Source organism: Lentzea sp. NPDC059081 (assembly GCF_042738015.1).
Lineage (GTDB): Bacteria > Actinomycetota > Actinomycetes > Mycobacteriales > Pseudonocardiaceae > Lentzea.
On sequence record NZ_JBHYGW010000018.1, the window covers coordinates 23,446 to 45,034 of the forward strand.

Consider the following 21,589-nt stretch of genomic DNA (forward strand, 5'->3'; position numbering starts at 1 on the left):
GGGGGGGGGGGGGGGGAGGGGAGCGGGGGGAAGGGGGGAACGAGAAAAAGGCACAACCAAAGGACAGAACGCACGGGGGGGGACTCCCCCCCCCCCGGCACCGCCTCCGGGTCTCTCGCCCGCGCCTGCCGCCGGACGAACCTCCAGGACGGGCGCTAGGCGCCGTAGTCGAACGGTGCCGAAGCCCCCGCGACGGCCGGGCCGCGCAGGTGCGAACGGCCCTTGCCGACCGACCGGAGCGTGTGCGCGAGCAGGTCCTCGAAGTCCGCGAGCTTGCCGTCCACGTACGCGTCGCACTCCGACCGCAGCCGGATCGCCTCGCTCTGGGCGGCGTCGAGGATGCGGGCCGACTCGGCGTGCGCCGCCCGGACGACCTCCTGCTCGTTGACGAGCCTCGCCTGCTCGGCGCGGCCGTCCTCGGTGGCGCGCTCGTAGTTGGCGCGGCCCGCCTGGATCATCCGCTCCGCCTCGGCGTGCGAACGGCCCACCAGGTCGTCGTACTCCTGACGGCCGGCGGCCACGGTGCGCTCCGCCTGGTCCTCCGCCTCCGCGATCATCCGCTCGGCACGGGCGCGGGCGTCGGACAGCATCGCCTCGGCCTCCGCCTGCGCCTCGGCGAGCATGCGGTCGGCGTCCGCGCGCGCCTTCGACACGCCCGACTCCGCCTCGTGCTTGGCCTTGCCGACGACCTCGTCGCGGTGGTCCAGCACGTCCTGCGCGTCGTCGAGCTCCGCCGGGATGGCGTCGCGCACGTCGTCGAGCAGTTCGAGCACATCACCGCGCGGCACCACGCAACCCGAGGTCATCGGTACTCCGCGCGCTTCCTCGACGATCGTGACGAGCTCGTCGAGTGCCTCGAACACCCGGTACACGTCTCACTCCCTAACCCCTGTGGATCCCCACCATCCAGTGTGCCCTGCCGCTCTCCCCGGAAGAGGGAGATCGGCAGGGCGTGTCAGGATTTCCCTCATCCGGACGGGGGAACCATGAAGATCAGGAAAGCCACCACGGCCGACGTCGACGCGATCGTCGCGATGCTCGCCGACGACCCGCTGGGCGCCCAGCGAGAGGCACCAGGCGACCCGGCCTACCTGGCCGCGTTCGAGGTGATCGACGCCGACCCGCACCAGTACCTGGCAGTCGCGGAGGACGACGCCGGCGAGGTGGTGGGCACGCTGCAGCTGACGTTCGTCTCCGGCCTGTCCCGCAAGGGCATGACCAGGGCGATCGTCGAGGCCGTGCGCGTGCGCTCCGACCAGCGCGGCAACGGCCTGGGCGGGCACATGCTGGAGTGGGCGGCCGACGAGGCACGGGCACGCGGCTGCGGCATCATCCAGCTGACGACGGACGCGTCACGCGTGGACGCGCACCGGTTCTACGAGCGGCTGGGCTACACCGCGTCGCACGTGGGGATGAAGCTCCCGCTCTAACGCCCTTCGGCGAGGCGCTGCTGCAACCGCTGCTCGATCGAGGCCGGCAGCAGCGTCGACACGTCGCCGCCGTACGTCGCGACCTCCTTGACCAGCGAGGACGCCAGGAACGAGTACTGCGGGCTGGCCTGCATGAACAGCGTGTCGACCCCGGTGAGCTGGTGGTTCATCTGCGCCATCTGCAGCTCGTAGTCGTAGTCGCTGACGGCGCGCAGGCCCTTCACGATGGCCTTGATGTTGTTCTCGCGGCAGTAGTCGACCAGCAGCCCGTGCCACGAGTCGACGCGCACGTTCTCCCACTGGGAGGTGACCTCGCGCAGCATCTCCTGCCGCTCCTCGACGTCGAACAAGGTGCGCTTGTTCTTGTTGATGAGCACGGCGACGACAACCTCGTCGAACAGGTGCGCGGCTCTCCCGATGATGTCCAGGTGACCGTTGGTTACCGGGTCGTAGGAGCCGGGGTACACGGCACGTGTCATGAAGCGGACGTTAGCACCCGATCGGACGCCTCCAGGCGTGTCCGTGGTTCTCGTCACCCATCAGAACGCACCTGCCCCCAGTACACGGCGGTGTCCCCGTAACGCTTGGCGCGCAACGATTCCACTTTCTCAGGCCAAGCTGGTTCGCCACTTCGCGAAGCACGCTCCACGATCAGGACGGCATCGGGCGTGAGCCTGGGCACGATCCCCCGCAACACCTTGGCGAGCTCGTCGTCCCCCACCGCGTACGGCGGATCGGCGAACACGACGTCGAACTTCTCCCCTTCACCCAGCACGTACGCCTCAGCCGTGCGGTTCGCGATCGTCGTGTTGCCGAACCCCAGCTCACGAGCATTGGCCTTGAGCACCTCAGCCGCCCGCTTGTCCGACTCGACGAACGTGGCGTGCCCAGCCCCCCGGCTCAACGCCTCGAACCCAAGGGCCCCCGACCCCGCGTAGAGGTCCAGCACGGAAACGCCATCGAGGTCCATCAACGCTTCCAACGAGCTGAACAACGCTTCCCGAACGCGGTCGGACGTGGGCCGAGTGCCCTTGGGCGGCACCTTGAGCCGACGCCCACCAGCACTCCCGGCAACGATTCGTGTCACCGGCACATCGTCCCAGGCACGACGCGAAGCCGAAGGCGAGCCCAAGCGATGGCGCAGCCGAGCAGTCCCGAGCAAAGCGAGGCCGCGGTGGTGGCTCCCCCGTCTAGCGCTACAAGCACTCGCTGCACGTGGGAAGGGGTGTCAACTCGACACGCTTTTCGTCGAGTTGACACCCCTTCCCACGTGTGGCTCGCTCGGTAGCGCTAGACGGGGGAGCCACCACCGCACCGGAACCACCCACCCAACCGCAAGCCGCCCAAAGCAACAGGCGTGCCATCTACCTGCGAGCGGCGTTGGAGAGGCTCCTTTGGGAGTGTCGGGGGTTTGGGGGCAGAGCCCCCAACACCACGCACGCACCAGGAACCCGCCAACGAAACAGGACCGACCTACGCAACCAGGGCGTCAGGCCAACGCCTGCCACCATCCATCAACCTCAGCAGGAGAATCCACGTCAACGCGCTCCCCAGGCCGAGGCACAGCCAACTTCATCCCCCGAGCCTTGACCTCCCGCCAAACCCGGTCGATCGGCTCCCCCCAAGGATGCAGGGCGAGGTTGAACGTCGCCCAATGCACCGGGATCAACAATCCACCCCCGAGGTCGTCAAACGCCCGAACCCCATCCTCCGGAGTCATGTGGATGTCAGGCCAAGCATCCCCATACGCACCAACCTGCATCAACACGGCATCGAACGGCCCGTGCTCAGCACCGATCTTCCGATACCCGGAGAAGTACCCGGTGTCCCCGCTGTAGAACACCGCACGAGACCCACGCCGGATCACCCAAGACGACCACAGCGTCACGTTCCGCTGCACCGACCGCCCAGAAAAGTGTTGCGCCGCAGTACAAGTGAGCGTGAACCCGTCAACGGAGTGCGACTCGTCCCAGTCCAGCTCCACGATCCGAGCAGCAGGAACGTCCCACCGCTCCAAATGCGCCGCGATCCCCATCGGCACCACGAAGACAGCCGAAGTGGACGAAGTCAGCGCCTGCACGGTCTCCATGTCGAGGTGGTCGTAGTGGTCGTGCGAGATCACTACGGCACTCAACGACGGCAAATCCGACAATTCATGCGGAACCGGGTGCAGCCGCTTGGGTCCGAGGTGCGCGGAAGGCGACACCCGGTCGCTCCACACGGGATCCACCAGCACCGCGGCACCGTCGATCTCGATCAGCGCGGAAGCGTGCCCGTACCAGGTGATGTGCAGCCCGGCGGACACCGGCTCGGCGGGTCCCACCAGCGGCACGGCCACCGAGGGCTTGCGGTCCTCTCCGCCGAAGACGAACTCCCGCCAGGAGATCGCGTCCCGGTCGGGGACCGAGCTGACTTCCTTCTCGTTGTGGAACTTCCCGTCGCGGTACTGCGGCGACCGCGCCATCCTGACCGGATCCGGCTTGCCCCCGAGCTGCCGCGGAACGTCCTTCAGTGCCCACGCCACGCCCGCCAGTCCGAGCAGGCCGGCCAACGCCTTCTTCATCGCGAATCCCTCTCCCTGACCCCGTGCTCGGTGCAACGCACGGAATCGTCGTGGAGTTCCTCGCCACCCGCAGCGCGAAACGGGGCCCGGCCGAGAATCGGCCGGACCCCGCGAAGATCACTGTGACGGCGTCACTCCAGGACGATCAGGAGGTCGCCGCCCTCCACCTGCTGGGCTCCGCGCACCGCGAGGCGCTGCACGACGCCGGCCTTCGGAGCGGTGATCGCGGCCTCCATCTTCATGGCCTCGATCGTCGCGACGGTCTGGCCGGCCTCGACGCGGCCGCCCTCCTCCACCGACGCGGTCACCACACCGGCGAACGGGGCCGCCACGTGGTTCGGGTTGCCGCGGTCCGCCTTCTCCGCCGCCGGGACGTCCGCTGCCACCGAGCGGTCGCGGACCTGGATCGGCCGCAGCTGGCCGTTCAGGGTCGCCATGACCGTGCGGATGCCGCGCGCGTCGGCCTCGGAGATCGCCTCCAGGCCGATCAGCAGCCGGACGCCCGGCTCCAGGTCGACGGAGTACTCCTCGCCGGGGCGCAGGCCGTAGAAGAAGTCCTTGGAGCGCAACACCGACGTGTCGCCGTAGGCGTCGCGGTGCGCGTTGAACTCCTTGGTGGGCGCCGGGAACAGCAGCCTGTTCAACGTCGCCCTGCGCGCGTCGGCGAGGCCCGCCTCGTCCTCCTCGGACAGCTCCTCGACCCGCTTCGGGGCAGGACGCCCCTCCAGGGCCTTGGTGCGGAACGGCTCCGGCCAGCCACCGGGCGGGTCGCCCAGCTCGCCGTGCAGGAAGCCGATCACCGACGCCGGGATGTCGAACTTGCCGGGGCTCTCCTCGAACTCCTTCGGCGCGACGCCCGCGCCCACGAGGTGCAGCGCCAGGTCGCCGACGACCTTGGACGACGGCGTCACCTTCACGAGATGGCCGAGCATGCGGTCTGCGGCCGCGTACATCGACTCGATCTCCTCGAACTTGTCGCCCAGGCCCAGTGCCACGGCCTGGGTGCGCAGGTTCGAGAGCTGACCACCGGGGATCTCGTGGTGGTAGACGCGGCCGGTCGGGCCGGGGATGCCGGACTCGAACGGCGCGTAGATCTTGCGCACGGCCTCCCAGTACGGCTCCAGGTCGCAGACGTTCTGCAGGTTGAGGCCGGTGGAGTGCTCGGTGTGGTCGGTCAGCGCCACGATCGACGACAGCGGCGGCTGCGACGTCGTGCCCGCCATCGACGCGGTGGCGCCGTCGATCGCGTCCACGCCCGCCTGGATCGCCGCGAGGTAGGTGGCCAGCTGGCCGCCCGCGGTGTCGTGGGTGTGCAGGTGGACGGGGAGGTCGAACTCCTTGCGCAACGCCGTGATCAGGCGCGACGCGGCCGGTGCCCGCAGCAGGCCCGCCATGTCCTTGACGCACAGCACGTGCGCACCGGCGCCGACGATCTGCTCGGCCAGCTTGAGGTAGTAGTCCAGTGTGTACAGACGCTCGTCCGGGTTGGACAGGTCGCTCGTGTAGCAGAGCGCGACCTCGGCGACCGCAGTCCCGGTCTCGCGCACGGCCTCGATCGCCGGACGCATCTGCTCGACGTCGTTCAGCGCGTCGAAGATCCGGAAGATGTCGATGCCGGTGTTCGTCGCCTCCTCCACGAACGCCTTGGTGACCGCCTCCGGGTACGGCGTGTAGCCGACCGTGTTGCGGCCGCGCAGCAGCATCTGCAGGTTGATGTTCGGCACGGCCTCGCGCAGCGCCGCGAGCCGCTCCCACGGGTCCTCCGCGAGGAACCGCAGCGCGACGTCGTAGGTCGCGCCGCCCCAGCACTCCAGGGACAGCAGCTCGGGCGTCAGACGCGCGACGTGCGGCGCGACGGCGAGCAGGTCCTTGGTGCGCACGCGGGTCGCGAGCAGCGACTGGTGGGCGTCGCGGAACGTCGTGTCCGTGACGCCGACGGCCTTGCTCTCCCGCATCCAGCGCGCGAAGCCCTCGGGACCGAGCTCGGTGAGCTTCTGCTTCGAGCCGGCGAGCGGCTCGGCGTTCAGGTCGGCGAACGGCAGCTTCTCGCGCGGGTCGACCGAGGTCGGGCGCTCGCCGTTGGGGTGGTTGACCGTGACGTCGGCGAGGTAGGTCAGCAGGCGCGTGCCGCGGTCGGCCGAGTGGCGCGCCGTCAGCAGGTGCGGGCGCTTCTCGATGAACGACGTGGTGACGCGGCCCTCGTAGAAGTCGGGGTCGTCCAGCACGGCCTGGATGAACGGGATGTTCGTGGACACGCCGCGGATGCGGAACTCCGCGATCGCACGGCGCGCGCGGGCGACGGCGAGACCGAAGTTGCGGCCGCGGCACGTGAGCTTCACGAGCATGGAGTCGAAGTGCGGGCTGATGGCCATGCCGGCGCCCGCCGTGCCGCCGTCGAGGCGGATGCCGGACCCACCCGGCGAGCGGTAGGCGCTGATCATGCCGGTGTCCGGGCGGAACCCGTTGGCCGGGTCCTCCGTGGTGATGCGGCACTGCAGGGCCGCGCCGCGCAGCTGGACGGTCTCCTGGGACAGGCCCAGGTCGTCCAGCGTCTCGCCGGAGGCGATGCGCATCTGCGACTGCACCAGGTCGACGTCGGTCACCTCTTCCGTGACCGTGTGCTCGACCTGGATGCGCGGGTTCATCTCGATGAAGACGTAGTGGCCCTGCGGGTCGAGCAGGAACTCCACGGTGCCGGCGTTGCGGTAGCCGATGTGCCGCGCGAACTTGACCGCGTCGGCGCAGATCCGGTCGCGCAGCTCGGGCGCGAGGTTCGGCGCGGGCGCGATCTCGATGACCTTCTGGTGGCGCCGCTGCACGGAGCAGTCGCGCTCAAAGAGGTGGATCACGTTGCCCTGGCCGTCGGCGAGGATCTGCACCTCGATGTGGCGCGGTTCGACCACGGCCTGCTCGAGGAACACCGTCGGGTCGCCGAACGCGGACTCGGCCTCGCGCGACGCCGCCTCCAGCGCCTCGCGCAGCGCGGCCGGCTCGTCGACCTTGCGCATGCCGCGACCGCCACCACCGGCGACGGCCTTCACGAACACGGGGAAGCGCATCGGCTTCGAGGCCTCGAGCAGCTCCTCGACGTCCGACGACGGCGCGCTCGACTCCAGCACCGGCAGCCCGGCCTCGCGGGCGGCCGCGATGGCGCGCGCCTTGTTGCCCGTCAGCTCCAGCACCTCGGCCACCGGGCCGATGAACGTGAGACCGGCCTCGCGGCACGCCATCGCCAGGTCCGGGTTCTCGGAGAGGAAGCCGTAACCGGGGTAGATGGCGTCGGCACCCGCCTTGCGGGCCGCCTTGATGATCTCTTCCACGGAGAGGTAGGCGCGGACGGGATGCCCGGGCTCACCGATCTCGTAGGACTCGTCCGCCTTCAGGCGGTGCAGCGAGTTCCGGTCCTCGTGAGGGAAGACGGCGACCGTTCCCGCGCCCAGTTCGTAGGCGGCCCGGAACGCGCGAATCGCGATCTCGCCGCGGTTGGCGACAAGAACCTTGCGGAACATCCGTAGCCCTCCCGTAGTCACTCGACGGTCAGTTTCGGCACGTTACCGTGCAGCTCTTGCCTGGTGGGAGAACTGTCCCACGTGATGGGTGTCATCCTGATCGGTCTTGCTGACGGGGTTTCCCGCGTGATGAGAGCTTTGTCCAGCGACACCACCCGGTCAGACTGCGTCCGGTAGTGGGTTTAACCGGATCGTGTGACGATCTTGGTCACCAAATCGGTAGGGTGAGCCATATGGCCGGGGCTGATGGAGCCGGGCAGCCTACTGCCCGCACACCGCATTTCGACGTTGTCCTCCGTGGTTACAACCAGCGACAGGTGAACGAAAGAGTCACCCGGCTGGAGTTCGACCTCAAGAACTCGAACCGCGCCCGTGACGCGGCCTCCGCCCAGGTCGGGGAGCTCACCAAGCTCCTGAACGCGATGCGCGCCGACCTGGACAAGACCAAGGCGCAGCTCCACAACCTCGCCAACAGTCCCGTCAGCGCGTCGAACGTCACCGAACGCGTGCGCGTGATGATGAGCCTGGCCGAGGAAGAGATCGCGGACATCCGCAAGGACGCCCTCGACAAGGCCGCCGCGACCCGCGGCGAGGCCGAGAAGTGGGCGGCCGACCAGCGCGACGCCCACCAGCGCCTGCTCGCCGAGACCGAGGCGCGCCGCAAGCAGCTCGAGGTCACCTACCAGCAGCGCAACGCCGAGCTCGACCAGAAGTTCGCCGGTCGCCGCAAGGAGCTCGAGGCCGAGTTCGAGGCGATGCGCACGAAGCTCGCCAACGAGCACCAGGCCCTGGTCGCCGAGGTGCGCGCCGAGGGCGAGCGGGTCGCCGCCGAGTTCGAGCAGAAGTCGGCCGACCTGGACGCCCGCCGCGTCGAGCTCGACCAGAAGTACAAGGCGTACCACGACGAGCTCGACAAGGAGTACGACGGCCTCAAGGCGAAGCTGACCGCCGAGCACCAGAAGGTGCTGACGGACGCGCGCGCCGAGGCCGACGGCATCGTCGCGGACGCCGAGGCCAAGCGCACGGCCGCGCTGGGCACGCTCGACGGCGAGCTGGCCGCCAGGAAGACCGAGGCCGAGAAGGCACTGGCCGAGCTCGAGGCCGAGTCGCTCGCGAAGGCCGAGAAGACCACCGCCGACGCGTCCGCCTCCGCCACCGCCCTGGTCGGCGCGGCGGAGGAGAAGGCGGCCAAGACGCTGCGCGAGGCGGAGGACAAGGCCTCGGCCACCGTCTCCGCGGCCGATCAGCAGGCCGCCACCACCGTGCGCGAGGCCGACGAGAAGGCGGTGGCGCTCGTCCGCGACGCCGAGGCCCGCACGTCGACACTGGTGCGCCAGGCCGAGGAGCGGTCGGCCGCTGCGGTGGCCGAGTCCGACCAGCGCGCGGCAGCGGCGTCCGAGAAGGAAGCCTCGCTGCGGGCGGCGCACGACAACCTGGCCACGCAGTTCCACGCCGCCCAGGCGGCGGTGGAGGCGGCGATGTCGGTGCTGAAGCCGCTGGAGGACGGGTCCGTCGAGGACGACGACGACGAGCCCGTCGCGTCGAACGGCGAGCAGAAGACCGAGCAGCTGCCCAAGCCCCGGCAGAACGGCTGATCTTCAGGGGATTCGCGAACAACGGCGGCGGTGCGCTCAGGCGACCGCCGCCGTTCTCGTGCTCAGGCCTTCTCCAGGAAGTCCGCCCGCTCCGCCGTCAGCAGCGTCGCCACCATCCCCGCCAGCCCCGGGTGTTTCTCCAGGTCCGGGTCGGCGTCCACGACCTGCTGGGCGGCCACCCGCGCGTCGGCGATGATGTCCTCGTCGCGCAGCAGCGAGAGCATCTTCAGCGCCGAGCGGCGGCCCGACTGGGCGGCGCCGAGGATGTCGCCCTCGCGGCGCAGCTCCAGGTCCAGCTGGGCCAGCTCGAAGCCGTCCAGAGTGGACTCGACGGCGCGCAGGCGTTCCATGGTCGCGGTCATCTCGGGCATCTCCGTCACCAGCAGGCACAGGCCCGGCGCGCTGCCACGGCCCACGCGGCCACGCAGCTGGTGCAGCTGCGAGACGCCGAAGCGATCGGCGTCCATGATCGCCATGACGGTGGCGTTCGGGACGTTGACGCCCACCTCGATGACCGTGGTGGCCACGAGCACGTGGACCTGGTTGGCGGCGAAGGCGCGCATCACCGCGTCCTTCTCGTCGGGCGGCATCCGGCCGTGCAGGATCTCGATGCGCAGGCCGCGCAACGGGCCCGCGGCGAGCATGTTCGCCACGTCGACCACGGACAGGGCCGGGCGCTTGTCGTCGTCGCCGTCCGACTTCGCCGGCTCCTCGTCACCGATGCGCGGGCACACGAAGTACGCCTGGTGCCCCGCCGCGACCTCCTCGCGCACACGGGCGAACGCGCGGTCGAGCCACGCCGGCTTCTCGCGCACGGGCACCACGGACGTCTTGATCGGCGAGCGGCCGCCCGGCAGCTCGCGCAGCGCCGAGACCTCCAGGTCGCCGTAGACCGTCATCGCCACCGTGCGCGGGATCGGGGTCGCCGTCATGACCAGGACGTGCGGGTTCTCCCGCTCGCCGCGCGCCGACAGTGCGGCCCGCTGCTCCACGCCGAAGCGGTGCTGCTCGTCGACGACCACCAGTCCCAGCGAGTGGAACTCGACCTTCTCCTGGATGATCGCGTGCGTGCCGACGACGATGCCCGCCTCGCCGGTCACGATGTCGAGCAACGCCTGGCGCCGCTGAGCCGTGTTCATCGAGCCCGTCAGCAGCGTCACGCGGGTCGCGTCCTCCGCGCCGCCGAGCTGACCGGCCTGGGCCAGGTCGCCGAGCATCTCCTGCAACGAGCGGGCGTGTTGTGCCGCAAGGACTTCCGTGGGGGCGAGCATCGCGGACTGCCGGCCGGCGTCGACGGCCTGGAGCATCGCCCGCAACGCCACCATGGTCTTTCCCGACCCGACCTCTCCCTGCAGGAGCCGGTTCATCGGCACCGTCGACTCCAGGTCGGACGCGATCTGCTCGCCCACCTCGACCTGGCCGTTGGTCAGCGTGAACGGCAGCCGCGCGTCGAACGCGTCGAGGATGCCGCCCGACCGGCGTGCGCACGACGGCGCGGGACGGGCCGTGGAGGCCTTGCGGCGTTGCGCCAGGGTCAGCTGGACGGCCAGTGCCTCGTCCCACTTCAGCCGCTGCTGCGCGACGGAGATCTGCGCCCAGCTGTCCGGCCGGTGGATCGACCGCAGCGCGTCCTCCAGGCCGATCAGGCCCTGCTCGGCGCGGAAGTCGGCGGGCAGCGGGTCCTCGCCGGGGCCGTCCCAGATCTCCAGAAGCTGCTTGACGCAGTTGGCGATGTTCCACGTGTTGATGTGCTGCGACGCCGGGTAGACGGGCAGGAAGGCCTGCAGGAACGACGACCCGTCCTGCTCGGGGGTGAGGATCTCGAACGCCGGGTGCACCAGCTGCAGGTTCTGCCGGTAGCGGCCTACCTTGCCGGCGAACAGGGCGCGGGTGCCCGGCAGCAGCTCCTGCTCGGCGACGAACGCGACCTTGCCGAAGAACACCAGGTGCAGTTCGGAGGTGCCGTCGGTGATCACGGCCTCGGTCATCTGGCCGCGGCGCGCCTTCATCTGGCGCTTCTGGCACTTGCGCACCTCGGCCTGCACCGTGACGTGCTCGTCGATTTCCAGCGACCGGATGTCGGTCAGCTTCCCGCGCTCGTCGTAGCGGCGCGGGTAGTGGCGCAGCAGGTCACCGACCGTCGTGAGGCCGAGGCCGGTCTCCAGTGCGTCGGCGGTCTTCTTGCCGAGCAACGGCTGCAGGTTGTCGTCGAAGGAGATCATCGCGTCCCATTGAACTACTCGACACCGACAAAGATGACCGCGTCCGGCTGTCCGCCCGGATACGCCGTCACCTCCACCTCCGGATGGGTGACCCGGAGGTGGTCTTCGAGCACGTCCACCAAACCACCCGGGCTGTCGGCTCCCAGAATCACGGTCACCAGCTCGCCGCCGCCCGCGAGCATGCGGTCGACCAGCCGGCACGCCAGGTCCAGCACCGACTCGTCCGACGCGGGGCCAGGCTCGATCAGCACGACCTCGCCGTCGAGCATGCCCAGCAGGTCGCCGGGCTGGCAACGGCCCACCCACGTGATGGCTTCGTCGGCCGCGAGAGAGAGTTCGCCCCGACGCGTGGCGGCAGCGGCCTCGGCCATCGCGACGACGTCGTCACCCGCACGCCTGGACGAGTCGTGCACCGCCAACGCCGCAAGAGCCTGCACGGGCGAGAACGTCGGCACCACCACCACGTCCTGCCCTGCGGCCTGTGCGTACGCCACGGCCTCCTCCAGCACCTCACGGATGTCCGGATCGCCGGGCAAAACGGCGACGTGACGCGCGCGCGTCGACACTATGGCCGCCAACAGATCCGTCGGCGTCGCCGAAGAAGTAGCGAGGTCGAACACCGTGGCGCCTTCCGCGCGGAACAGGTCCACGGCGCCGCTCACCACCACCACGATCGCCCGGTCTCGCACGAACCGCGACGCCTGCGCGGCGATCTGATCGGCGAACCGCGCCACCGTGATCCGGTGTGGACGCCCAGCGCGCACACCCGCCTCTATGGCCGCGCCTATGTCGTTGCAGTGCACGTGCACGGTCCACAACGACGCACCGTCGCCCACGACCGACACGCAGTCGCCCAGCAGGTTCAACGACGCGCGCAGCTCGCCGACGGCCTCCTCCGAGGTCTCGTCGATCAGGTACATGACCTCGTACTCGAACTCCGACGAGCCGCCCTCGCGCTCGGTCGTCAACGACTCGGGCGTGCGCGGCAGCAGTGCGGGCGCGTCTATCGGGGTTTCCACGGTCTGGCCGGTGATCACCGCGGCCAGTGTGTCCAACAACACAACGAGCCCGCGGCCACCGGCGTCGACGACCCCCGCCTTGGCCAGCACGGCCAGCTGGCGGGGTGTGTCCGCCAACGCCACGGCGCCCGCGCGCGACGCCGCCATGACCACGTCGTCGAGCTCGTCGGAGTCGCAGTCACGCGCGGCCTCGGACGCGGCGTGCAGCACGGACAGCACGGTGCCGGGAACGGGCTTGGACACCGCGGCCGTGGCCAGCTCGTCGGCCCGGTGCAGGCCCTTGCGCAGCGCCGACCCGGTGACCAGCGAGACCTCCTGCACGGTCTCCGCGAGGCCCCTGAGCACCTGCGACAGGATCACGCCCGAGTTGCCACGGGCCCCGGCCAGCGCGCCGCGGGCGAGCGCCGACAGCGCGTCCCCGACCGTCGACATGGGCGAGCGGAGCAGCGCGTCGAGGGCCGACTGCATGGTGTGCAGCAGGTTGGTGCCCGTGTCACCGTCGGGGACGGGGAAGACGTTGATCTGGTCGATCGACGCCCGGTGGGCGTCCAGCGACCGCACGCAGGCGTCCGCCCACCTGCGCACCGCGACCGCATCCATGACCTGCATGGCGGCGAGAGTATCCACCCGGTTTGGTCGCTGGTGAGCCCACCGGCTACCCTGACTGGGTTGCCGTGCCCGGTTGAGGCTTGTGCACGCTTGCGCGCCCACCGGGACGCGAGACATACCGCTTGAGGAACCTGAAGGAGTGGCTGACGTGGCTGCCGTGTGCGACGTCTGTGGCAAGGGGCCGGGCTTCGGCCATTCGGTTTCGCACTCCCAGCGGAAGACGAACCGCCGCTGGAACCCGAACATCCAGTCTGTGCGCGCGAAGGTCTCGGCCTCGCAGCGCCAGCGCATCAACGTGTGCACCTCGTGCCTCAAGGCCGGCAAGGTCGTGCGCGGCTGATAACGCCACAGCTCGGTTAGTGCGATGAGAGTCCGGCTCCGGCCGGGCTCTCTTCGCGTTTCAGGGCCCTGCGCACGAACACGAAGCAGACGACACCGGTGAGCACGGCCCCCGTGCCTCCCAGCGCGAAGACCGCCCGCGGCCCCAGGACGAGCAGCAGGCTTCCCGCCGCGGCCGTCCCGATCAAGTTGGCCCCGGTCACCATCGACCCGACCGCCGCGAACGCCCGTCCGCGCATCTCCTCCGGCGTCCGCAGCCGCACGATCGCGTTGAGCGTCACGTTGTCGACGCCGTTGGACACGCCCCCGATCAGCCACCCGATCCCGGCGGCCGCGACGAACGGGAAGACCGCGGGGATCAGCACCCCGATCCCCGTGGTGACGCCCGTGATCGCGAGCGCGTAGGCGACCTGCGCCACGGACTTCCACCGCACGGCCAGCCGGTTGCCGACGACGACACCGACCATCCAGCACGCCTGCATCGCGCCGAGCAGGAACTCGTCACCGTGCAGCACGAACCGCACGAACGCCGGGTCGGCCACGTTGATCACCACGACCGCGCCGACGAAGCACGCCAGCCCGAGGATCGCCGCGAACAGCACGGCGTCCCCCCGGACGTGCCGGATCCCGGCGAGCGCACTGGGCCGTTCCGCGTGCTCGCCCGACGGCCGGCGTTCCGACCGCACGAACGCCAGCAACGCGGCATAGCCGAGGAACGTGCAGCCGTCGATGAGCATCGCGGCCGGATGCCCGAAGATCCCGGCGAGCAACGCGCCACCGGTGACGCCGGCGATGTTGCCGACACTGCGCCCCGTCGCGAGCCACGCGTACCCGCGCGTGGCCTCCTCCTCGCCGGCGATGTGCGGGATCAGCGAGGAGATCGCGGGCTGGGCGACCGCACGCCCGCAGCCCGAGAGGAGCACGAGCCCCACGACGAACACCGGTTGCCCCATCAACGGCGCGATGGCCGCGATCGCGACGCCCTGGAACAGCAGCGCGATGATCAGCAGGCGGCGGTTGGGGAAGCGGTCGACGAGGATGCCGGCGACCGGTGCGCCGAGCACGAACGGCAGCAGCTCGGCGATGAGGATGGCGGCGACCAGCAGTGAGCTGATCGGCGTCGCCCAGAACAGCAGGACCAGCAACGACAACGCGTTGCCGAACTCGCTGACGGCCGCACCGGCGGCCGTCAGCGTCAGATCACGACCCGCGCGGGCAACTACGGGAGCTTCCAGTCGATCGGCTCGGCGCCCTGCTTCTCCAGCAGTTCGTTGGCCCGGCTGAACGGCTTCGAGCCGAAGAACCCGGAATGCGCGGAAAGCGGCGACGGGTGCGCCGACTCGATCGCGGGCAGCGGCTGCAACAACGGGCGCAGGTTGCGCGCGTTGCGGCCCCACAGGATCGAGACCAGGGGTGCGTCACGGGCGGCGAGTGCCTTGATGGCCTGCTCGGTGACGGCTTCCCAGCCCTTGCCCTGGTGGGAGTTCGCCTTGCCCGGCTGCACGGTGAGCGCCCTGTTGAGCAGCAGCACGCCGCGCTCCGACCACGGGGTCAGGTCGCCGTTGGACGGAATCGGGTGACCGAGGTCCTCCGCGTATTCCTTGTAGATGTTGATGAGCGACTTCGGAATGGGGCGCACGTCGGGGGCGACCGAGAACGACAGGCCGACCGCGTGGCCGGGCGTCGGGTACGGGTCCTGGCCGACGATCAGCACCTTCACCTGGTGGAACGGCTGCTGGAAGGCGCGCAGCACGTTCTCGCCCGCGGGGAGGTAGGTGCGACCGGCGGCCACCTCCGCGCGCAGGAACTCACCCATGGCGGCGATCTGGTCAGCAACGGGGGCGAGAGCTTCAGCCCAACCGGCTTCGACAACTTCGTTGAGGGGACGAGCCACGGCTGTGAACCCTATCCCACTCAATCGAGGCGACGGAGCTTTTCCCGGTACAAAGCGATGTTCTGAACGTATTTCTCGACGATGAATGCCCAAGCCTGTTCCGGCACAACATATCCAGCACGCTCACGGGCAGGAACTCCGAGCACCATGGAACGTTCGCGGACGTGGCCGTCGAACGACACCACCGCGCCGGCACCGACAATCGCGCCCTTTTCCACGATGGAACCGTTGAGCACCACGGAACCCGAGGCGATCAGGCATTCGTCGGCGACGGTCGCGCCTTCGATGTGCACGTTGTGCCCGATGACGCACGACGAGCCGATGTGCACCGGGTGGACCTCGGTGCAGTGGATGACGGTGCCGTCCTGGATCGACGTGCGCTCGTCGACGACGATGCGTCCGTAGTCGCCGCGCAGCACCGCTTGCGGCCACACCGACGAATGCGCGCCGATGCGCACGTCACCGATCACCGTCGCGTCCGGGTGCACGTACGCGTCCGGGTGGATCTGCGGCGTGTAGTCCCCCAACGCATAGATGGCCATGCGCCCGAACCTACAACGGCTTCCCGAAGCACCGGCTGTCCGGGTGGTCGCGGTAGACGCCGAAGTTGGCGATCCGCTCGTACCCGCTGGTCGTGTACAGGCTGATCGCCTCCGGCTGGCGGAGTCCGGTCTCCAGCACCATCCGCTCCAGGCCCGCCTCGCGCGCGGTCGACTCCAGGTGCGCCAGCACGAGCCGCGAGAGGCCCCGGCCGCGGGCGGAGTCGACGACGTACATCCGCTTGATCTCGGCGGCGGCCTCGATCTCGTCGTTGACGCGCCAGCCTCCGCACGCGACGGGCACGCCGTCGAGGTAGCCGATCACGAAGTAGCCCAGCGGCGCCGTGAACTGCGCCGGGTCGACCGGCGTGATGTCCACGTCGCCGTAGCGCTCGACGTAGACCTGCTGGAGGTCCTCGATCATCTTGACCGAGTCTGGATGGTCATACGCTCGCGTGCATAGTTCCACGGTGAGGAAGTCTACGCCCGCCAGTGCTCCCAGCCAGGAGGTTTTTCGTACGTCCTGCCGTCGACCGTGACACCTTCGCCCGCGCGGACGGTGCCGATGGTGGTCCAGTTCGGCGGGACGGCCTTCGGTCCGGCGAACGTCGCCGCGAGCGCGTGGTCCTCGCCGCCGGTCAGCGCCCAGTGCCGGGCGTCGCCGCCGAGTGCGGAGGCGACGTCGAGCAGGCGCGGGTGCAGCGGCAGCAGCTCCGTGCGGATGTCGATCGCGACGCCGCTCATGTCCGCGATGTGGCCGAGGTCCTGCAGGAGCCCGTCCGAGACGTCGATCATCGAGGTGGCGCCGGCCTCGGCGGCCTTCGGGCCCTCCTCGTACGGCGGCTCCGGCGCGCGCTGGGCGTTCACGATGCCCACCGGGGAACGGAACCCGCGGCCGAGCACGGCCAGTCCCGCGGCCGCCCAGCCGAGCCGTCCGGTGACCGCCACGACGTCGCCGACGAGCGCGCCCGACCTCGTGACCGGCTCGAGCCCGTTCATGTCACCCATCGCGGTGATGGAGATCACCAGTGTGGCGGAACTGACCATGTCGCCGCCGACGATGCCCGCGCCCGCCGTCGCGGCCTCCTGCCACAGGCCCGTCATGATCCCCTCGATCACCGCCGCGGGAGTGTCGGGTGGACAGGCGAAGCCGACGAGCAGAGCGGACGGCAGCGCTCCCATCGCGACGACGTCCGCGAGGTTCACCGCGGCCGCTTTTCGGCCCACCTGCTCGGGTGTGGACCAGTCGAGTCTGAAGTGGACACCTTCGACCAGCAGGTCCTTGGAAGCGACGACCCGTCCGTCCGGGACGGCGACGACGGCCGCGTCGTCACCGGGACCGAGGATGGTCGTCTCCGGCTGCGCCCGACCGGTCGTCACCCGGTGGATGAGATGGAACTCACCCACATCGGCGACCGTCTCCGCGTCGCGCGGCGGCTCCGGACGCAAAGTTGCCTCCCAATCTGAGCATTCGGAACCCCAACTGGGGTACGTTGCGTGACACGTTCCTACCTCGACCCAACCTGTCGCGACGAAGGGGCACGCCGTGGTGCATGCATACATCCTCATCCAGACCGAGGTCGGCAAGGCAGCCGCAGTCGCCTCCGAGATTTCCGGGATCGCCGGGGTAGCAACCGCAGAGGACGTCACCGGGCCGTACGACGTGATCGTCCGCGCGGAGGCGGACACCGTCGACCAGCTCGGCCAGCTCGTGGTCGCGCGCATCCAGAACGTCGAGGGCATCACCCGCACGTTGACGTGCCCGGTGGTCCATCTCTAGCTCGCCCGTGTTGTCATAGCCGGGTGACTCAGCAGGAATCCACGTCGGCGCTGTCCCGGCCGCTGCTCGCGGCGGTCGGGCTCGCTGTCGTGCTCGCCATTGGTGTCGCCGGGCTTGGTCTGTGGCTGGGCACCGGGAACCAGTCGGAGGACGTGCCCGGTCGCACGGGCCCCCTCGCCCTGGTCTCGATCGACGCTCCGTCATCGGGTTCACCGGAATGCGCTTCCCTGGTCGAGAAACTGCCGGTGGGGCTGCCGTCCGGGAAGGACATGCTGCCACGCAGGGAGATCGCCTCGCCGGCGCCTCCCGCCGCGGTCGCGTGGGGTGACGCCAAACACGATCCGGTGGTTCTGCGGTGTGGTCTGCCGCGGCCGTCCGAGCTGACCGCCACCTCGCAGCTGCGGGTGATCTCCGACGTCCAGTGGCTGGAGCTGCCCGGTGCGGACAGCTCCACCTGGGTGATCGTCGACCGCGCCGCGTACGTGGCGCTGACGGTGCCCGCCGACGCGGGCACCGGACCGTTGCAGGACATCTCCACGACGGTGCGCGACCTGCTGCCGAAGCAGCCGGTCAAGACCTCCTAGCGCAGGCCGGAGCCGCGGGCGACGGCCGTCTCGATCAACGTGGTCAGCAGGGTCGCGTAGTCGACACCCGTCGCCTCCCACGCCTTGGGGTACATGGAGATCGGCGTGAAGCCCGGCATCGTGTTGAGCTCGTTGACGATCAGCTGGTTCTGCTCGGTGAGGAAGAAGTCCACCCTGGACAGACCCTGGCAGTCGAGCGCCTTGAACGCCTTGACGGCGAGCTCGCGCAGCTGCGCGGTGATGTCGTCGTCGAGCTTCGCCGGGATGTCGGCCTCGTAGGAGTCGTTGACGTACTTGGCCTCGAAGTCGTACCAGTCGGCGCCCTCGCCGACCGGGCGCAGCTCGGCGGGCAGCGAGGCCTCGACGCGGCCGTCCGGGAACTCCAGCACCGCGAGCTCGATCTCGCGGACGTTCGGCACGGCGGCCTCGACGATGACCTTGGGGTCGTGCCGGCGCGCCTCGAAGATCGCCTCGTCGAGGTCGTTCCAGTCGCTCACCTTCGAGATGCCGACGGACGACCCCGCGCGCGACGGCTTCACGAACACCGGCAGCCCGAGGTGCTCGCGCTCGTCGAGGGTCAGCGTGGTGGCGGCGCGATCGAGGGCGACGAACCGGCCGACGTCGAGACCTTCCGCCTGCAGCAGCTTCTTGGCGAAGATCTTGTCCATCGCGGCGGCGCTCGCGAACACGCCGGGGCCGACGTACGGCAGGCCGCCCAGTTCGAGCAGGCCCTGGATCGTGCCGTCCTCACCCCACGCGCCGTGCAGCAAGGGGAAGACGACGTCGACGTCCTTCAGCGCCTGGCCCGGCTCGACCGCGGCGACGGTCGCGTTGCGCAGCGTGGGGAGGTTGCCGGCGCCCGCCTCGAGCGCGTTCGGGTCCGTGCCGAGCGCCCACTGCCCCTGCGGGGTGATGCCGACGGGCACGACCTCGAACCGGTCCGGGTCCAGGTGGGGCAGGACGCTCTTGGCGGACTGGCAGGAGACCTCGTGCTCGGAGCTGCGGCCGCCGAAGACCACGGCCACCCTCGTCTTGCGCTGCGTCATGCGGGCGACCCTACCCGTTTGGGCGAACGCCCCCACCTGGCAGTTAGCCTCGCTCCGTGCTCGAGATCAAACTCCTGGACCTGGACGACGAGGCCGCCGTCGACGCCTACACCGACGTGCGGATGGCGGTGGACCCGAGGTCGAACCGGGCGTGGGCCGTCGCGTCGCTGTGGGAGCCGAACCCGGACTTCGCCGAGGTGGTCCGGCTCGTCGCGCTCGAGGACGGCGCGGGCGTGGGCATCACCTCGGTGGGCCTGCTCGACGGCGTGAACGCGGAGCTGGCGGTGGGCACGGTCACGGTGCACCCGGAGCACCTGCGGCGAGGCATCGGCACCGCGTTGCTGGACGCGCTGCTGCCCCAGCTGCACGCGCGTGGCGCGACCAGGTTCGAGGGCTGGGGCGTGATCAGGGGCAGCGCGGGCGAGCAGTGGGCGTTGGCCCGCGGTTTCCGCATCGCCGCGGCCAGGGTGCTGCAACGACTGACGATCGCCGAGCCGCCGGACGTGCCGGTGCCTGCCGGGTACCGCGTGGAGCAGTGGATCGGCGCGGCGCCGGAGCACCTGCTGGCCTCCGTGGCCACGACCCGGCAGTCGGTCCACGACGCACCGGCGACGACGTCCGAACTGCAGGAGCCGGAGTGGACGCCCGAGTCCGTCCGGGCCGACGAGGCCGAGGCGCGCGAGGCCGGTGCCGAACAACGCGTGGTCGTCGCGGTCGAGGAAGCCACCGGTCTCGTCGTGGCGCTGACCGACGTTCCCGTTCACGCCGGCGACACCACGGACACGTTCTGGGGCACGACGGTGGTCGTGCCCGCCCATCGCGGCCGCGGCCTCGCGCTGGCCGTCAAGGCGCGGATGGTGCGGTGGCTGCGCGCGGACCGGCCGGAGCTCGAACGCGTCGACACCGGCACGGACGCGGCGAACACCCACATGATCAGGGTGAACGAGCAGCTGGGCTTCGTCGTCAACCGCGAGGTCTCCGTGGTCAGCCGCTCCTGCTGAGCAGCTCGGTGAGGATCGGCAACGCGGTGAGGAGCTGCTCGCGCGAGCACGCGCTGTACCCGATCACGAGGCCTTGGAGCTTGGGCCGGTTCACGTAGTGCCGCGCCAGCCCGTCCACTCGCAACCCGCGTTCCAGCGCCTGCCGCATCAGGGCGCGCTCCAGTTCGGCGTCGGGCAGCAGCACGATGACGTGCGCGCCCGCGTCGTCGCCGAGCACCTCGATACCGGCGTCGGCGAACGTGTCGATGATGAGCGCGCGCCGTTCGGACAGCTCCCTCCGGAGCTTGCGCAGGTGCCGGCCGAGGTCGCCGGTGCGGGCGAGCTCGACGACGACCCGTTGCCCCGCGGCCGCCGGGCTGGTGCCGGTGAGGTCGCGGTGTTCGAGGACGGTCGTGGCGATGTGCTCGGGCGCGACCATCCAGCCCGCGCCCAGCGTCGGCGTGAGGATCTTGCTCGTGGTGCCGAGGTGGACGACGACGTCCGGCGCGAGCGCGGCCAGTGACGGCAGCGGCGCGACGTCGTACCGGAGTTCGCCGTCGTAGTCGTCCTCGATGACGAGCCAGCCGTCCTTGCGCGCTCGCTCGACCAGCGCGACCCTGCGCGCCGCCGACATGCGCCCGCCCAACGGGTACTGGTGGGCCGGCGAGCAGTAGACGGCCTTCACGCCCGACGGCACGGCGTCGGGCAGCAACCCTTCCGAGTCGACGGCGGCCTGCACGACCTTGAGGCCGTTGGCCTTGAAGACACCGACCGCCCGCTGGTAGCCGGGCTCCTCGACGGCGACGGCGTCACCGCGCTGGAGCACCGCGACCGCGATCTCGGTCAGCACGGCTGTCGTACCGCCGGTGGCGAGCACGGGGTCGGCGTTGACGGCCAGCCCGCGGTGGCGCAGCAGGTGCTCGGCGATGGCCTCGCGGTACTCGGGCAGCCCGGCGCGTTCGGGCCGGGACAACGGCGGCGCGTCGGCCGCGGCCCGCCACGCCCTGCGCCAGGCCGCGCGGTCGAGCCCGCTCGCCCACGGCGCCCCGGTGCCGAGGTCGACGAAATCCGTGATGGTGGGCACGACCGGCTTGCGCGAACGCTTGCGCAGCGGCCCGGGCGGCGTCGTGGTGACGTAGGTGCCGGATCCGTGGCGGCCGGCGATCCAGCCTTCGGCGTGGAGCTGTTCGTAGGCGGCGGCGGTGACGGTGCGGGAGACTCCGAGCGAGTCGGCCAGCGCTCGGGTGGACGGGAGGCGGTCGCCTGAGCGGAGGCGGCCTTCGGAGGCGGCGGCGCGGAGGGCGTCGGCCAGTTGGACGGCGAGGGGTTCGGCTGACTCGCGGTCGAGGGCTACGGGGAGCGCGGTCTCAGCCACGGGCGGCCTCCCAGGCTCGCGCAGGCGTCCCCTCGCGAAGGGGACCCCTTGTTTTCATTCTCCCAGACAGCACCGACACTCCCGGCGGACCCGAACCACGAAGTG

General features: G+C 70.3%; 20 protein-coding genes. 6 read left to right on the forward strand and 14 right to left on the reverse strand.

Translation table 11 applies throughout. From position 1 onward, the window contains the following. Window positions 1–155: 155 nt before the first annotated feature. On the reverse strand, window positions 156–872 hold the full coding sequence (locus tag ACFWV3_RS31285; RefSeq protein ID WP_382416483.1) for a DivIVA domain-containing protein: 717 nt from the start codon (window positions 870–872) through the stop codon (window positions 156–158). Between the two features lie 114 nt (window positions 873–986). On the opposite strand from ACFWV3_RS31285, the gene ACFWV3_RS31290 reads away from it, so the two are divergent. Continuing rightward, a complete protein-coding gene (locus tag ACFWV3_RS31290; protein ID WP_382416485.1) occupies window positions 987–1,430 on the forward strand; it encodes a GNAT family N-acetyltransferase in 444 nt (147 codons plus the stop codon). Here ACFWV3_RS31290 and coaD read toward each other — a convergent pair. From coaD to ACFWV3_RS31310, 4 genes are all read right to left on the reverse strand, one after another. Further along, complete coding sequence (coaD, locus tag ACFWV3_RS31295; protein WP_325522909.1) at window positions 1,427–1,909, reverse strand: pantetheine-phosphate adenylyltransferase; 483 nt, start codon at window positions 1,907–1,909, stop codon at window positions 1,427–1,429. The two genes, ACFWV3_RS31290 and coaD, sit on opposite strands and share 4 nt — an antisense overlap. Window positions 1,910–1,962: 53 nt before the next feature. After that, a complete protein-coding gene (gene rsmD, locus ACFWV3_RS31300; protein WP_382416487.1) occupies window positions 1,963–2,517 on the reverse strand; it encodes a 16S rRNA (guanine(966)-N(2))-methyltransferase RsmD in 555 nt (184 codons plus the stop codon). A gap of 402 nt (window positions 2,518–2,919) precedes the next feature. Continuing rightward, window positions 2,920–3,993 (reverse strand): MBL fold metallo-hydrolase, encoded by a 1,074-nt coding sequence (locus ACFWV3_RS31305; protein ID WP_382416489.1) that lies wholly within the window; start codon window positions 3,991–3,993, stop codon window positions 2,920–2,922. A gap of 131 nt (window positions 3,994–4,124) precedes the next feature. Next, window positions 4,125–7,502 (reverse strand): pyruvate carboxylase, encoded by a 3,378-nt coding sequence (locus ACFWV3_RS31310; protein WP_382416491.1) that lies wholly within the window; start codon window positions 7,500–7,502, stop codon window positions 4,125–4,127. 317 nt (window positions 7,503–7,819) lie between these two features. Between ACFWV3_RS31310 and ACFWV3_RS31315 the strand changes: the two genes are divergently transcribed. Next, window positions 7,820–9,097, forward strand: a complete 1,278-nt coding sequence (locus tag ACFWV3_RS31315; protein WP_382416493.1) for a hypothetical protein — start codon at window positions 7,820–7,822, stop codon at window positions 9,095–9,097. A 62-nt stretch (window positions 9,098–9,159) separates the two neighbouring features. Here the strand turns inward: ACFWV3_RS31315 and recG are convergent, their stop codons facing one another. Both recG and ACFWV3_RS31325 read right to left on the reverse strand, forming a co-directional pair. Further along, window positions 9,160–11,319 carry an ATP-dependent DNA helicase RecG gene (recG, locus tag ACFWV3_RS31320; protein WP_382416495.1) on the reverse strand — a complete coding sequence of 720 codons (2,160 nt, stop codon included), beginning with the start codon at window positions 11,317–11,319 and terminating at the stop codon, window positions 9,160–9,162. 14 nt (window positions 11,320–11,333) lie between these two features. After that, window positions 11,334–12,947 carry a DAK2 domain-containing protein gene (locus ACFWV3_RS31325; RefSeq protein ID WP_382416497.1) on the reverse strand — a complete coding sequence of 538 codons (1,614 nt, stop codon included), beginning with the start codon at window positions 12,945–12,947 and terminating at the stop codon, window positions 11,334–11,336. A gap of 148 nt (window positions 12,948–13,095) precedes the next feature. Between ACFWV3_RS31325 and rpmB the strand changes: the two genes are divergently transcribed. Continuing rightward, window positions 13,096–13,287, forward strand: a complete 192-nt coding sequence (rpmB, locus tag ACFWV3_RS31330; protein ID WP_030467945.1) for a 50S ribosomal protein L28 — start codon at window positions 13,096–13,098, stop codon at window positions 13,285–13,287. A gap of 16 nt (window positions 13,288–13,303) precedes the next feature. On the opposite strand, the gene ACFWV3_RS31335 is transcribed toward rpmB, so the two are convergent. Genes ACFWV3_RS31335 through ACFWV3_RS31355 form a run of 5 tightly spaced genes read right to left on the reverse strand, consistent with a single transcriptional unit; the run spans window position 13,304 to window position 17,168 of the window. Next, complete coding sequence (locus ACFWV3_RS31335; RefSeq protein WP_382416746.1) at window positions 13,304–14,521, reverse strand: MFS transporter; 1,218 nt, start codon at window positions 14,519–14,521, stop codon at window positions 13,304–13,306. Beyond that, window positions 14,506–15,180, reverse strand: coding sequence for a uracil-DNA glycosylase (locus ACFWV3_RS31340; RefSeq protein WP_253323239.1), 675 nt, complete (start codon window positions 15,178–15,180; stop codon window positions 14,506–14,508). Before ACFWV3_RS31340 ends, ACFWV3_RS31335 begins: the two co-directional genes overlap by 16 nt. A 20-nt stretch (window positions 15,181–15,200) precedes the next feature. Next, window positions 15,201–15,722 (reverse strand): gamma carbonic anhydrase family protein, encoded by a 522-nt coding sequence (locus ACFWV3_RS31345; RefSeq protein ID WP_382416499.1) that lies wholly within the window; start codon window positions 15,720–15,722, stop codon window positions 15,201–15,203. Window positions 15,723–15,732: 10 nt separating this feature from the next. After that, window positions 15,733–16,143 carry a GNAT family N-acetyltransferase gene (locus ACFWV3_RS31350; protein ID WP_382416501.1) on the reverse strand — a complete coding sequence of 137 codons (411 nt, stop codon included), beginning with the start codon at window positions 16,141–16,143 and terminating at the stop codon, window positions 15,733–15,735. Window positions 16,144–16,199: 56 nt separating this feature from the next. Beyond that, window positions 16,200–17,168 carry a thiamine-phosphate kinase gene (locus ACFWV3_RS31355; protein WP_382416503.1) on the reverse strand — a complete coding sequence of 323 codons (969 nt, stop codon included), beginning with the start codon at window positions 17,166–17,168 and terminating at the stop codon, window positions 16,200–16,202. 97 nt (window positions 17,169–17,265) lie between these two features. Here ACFWV3_RS31355 and ACFWV3_RS31360 point away from each other — a divergent pair, with 97 nt between their 5' ends. Both ACFWV3_RS31360 and ACFWV3_RS31365 read left to right on the forward strand, forming a co-directional pair. Beyond that, complete coding sequence (locus ACFWV3_RS31360) at window positions 17,266–17,499, forward strand: Lrp/AsnC ligand binding domain-containing protein (RefSeq protein ID WP_089925682.1); 234 nt, start codon at window positions 17,266–17,268, stop codon at window positions 17,497–17,499. A 23-nt stretch (window positions 17,500–17,522) separates the two neighbouring features. Further along, window positions 17,523–18,083 (forward strand): DUF3515 domain-containing protein, encoded by a 561-nt coding sequence (locus ACFWV3_RS31365; protein ID WP_382416505.1) that lies wholly within the window; start codon window positions 17,523–17,525, stop codon window positions 18,081–18,083. Here the strand turns inward: ACFWV3_RS31365 and ACFWV3_RS31370 are convergent. Next, entirely contained in the window at window positions 18,080–19,129 is a 1,050-nt protein-coding gene (locus ACFWV3_RS31370) for a D-alanine--D-alanine ligase family protein (RefSeq protein ID WP_382416507.1), read from the reverse strand. The two genes, ACFWV3_RS31365 and ACFWV3_RS31370, sit on opposite strands and share 4 nt — an antisense overlap. A gap of 56 nt (window positions 19,130–19,185) precedes the next feature. Here ACFWV3_RS31370 and ACFWV3_RS31375 point away from each other — a divergent pair, with 56 nt between their 5' ends. Next, on the forward strand, window positions 19,186–20,130 hold the full coding sequence (locus tag ACFWV3_RS31375; protein WP_382416509.1) for a GNAT family N-acetyltransferase: 945 nt from the start codon (window positions 19,186–19,188) through the stop codon (window positions 20,128–20,130). On the opposite strand, the gene ACFWV3_RS31380 is transcribed toward ACFWV3_RS31375, so the two are convergent. After that, on the reverse strand, window positions 20,114–21,484 hold the full coding sequence (locus ACFWV3_RS31380) for a PLP-dependent aminotransferase family protein (RefSeq protein ID WP_382416511.1): 1,371 nt from the start codon (window positions 21,482–21,484) through the stop codon (window positions 20,114–20,116). The two genes, ACFWV3_RS31375 and ACFWV3_RS31380, sit on opposite strands and share 17 nt — an antisense overlap. Window positions 21,485–21,589 lie beyond the last annotated feature (105 nt).

Bases quoted from the DNA above. Each gene is read 5' to 3' on its own strand.
- ACFWV3_RS31345 (WP_382416499.1), bottom strand. From the start codon at position 15,722: ATGGCCATCTATGCGTTGGGGGACTACACGCCGCAGATCCACCCGGAC.
- ACFWV3_RS31305 (WP_382416489.1), bottom strand. From the start codon at position 3,993: ATGAAGAAGGCGTTGGCCGGCCTGCTCGGACTGGCGGGCGTGGCGTGG.
- ACFWV3_RS31370 (WP_382416507.1), bottom strand. From the start codon at position 19,129: ATGACGCAGCGCAAGACGAGGGTGGCCGTGGTCTTCGGCGGCCGCAGC.
- coaD (WP_325522909.1), bottom strand. From the start codon at position 1,909: ATGACACGTGCCGTGTACCCCGGCTCCTACGACCCGGTAACCAACGGT.
- ACFWV3_RS31290 (WP_382416485.1), top strand. From the start codon at position 987: ATGAAGATCAGGAAAGCCACCACGGCCGACGTCGACGCGATCGTCGCG.
- ACFWV3_RS31325 (WP_382416497.1), bottom strand. From the start codon at position 12,947: ATGCAGGTCATGGATGCGGTCGCGGTGCGCAGGTGGGCGGACGCCTGC.
- ACFWV3_RS31350 (WP_382416501.1), bottom strand. From the start codon at position 16,143: ATGATCGAGGACCTCCAGCAGGTCTACGTCGAGCGCTACGGCGACGTG.
- ACFWV3_RS31310 (WP_382416491.1), bottom strand. From the start codon at position 7,502: ATGTTCCGCAAGGTTCTTGTCGCCAACCGCGGCGAGATCGCGATTCGC.
- recG (WP_382416495.1), bottom strand. From the start codon at position 11,319: ATGATCTCCTTCGACGACAACCTGCAGCCGTTGCTCGGCAAGAAGACC.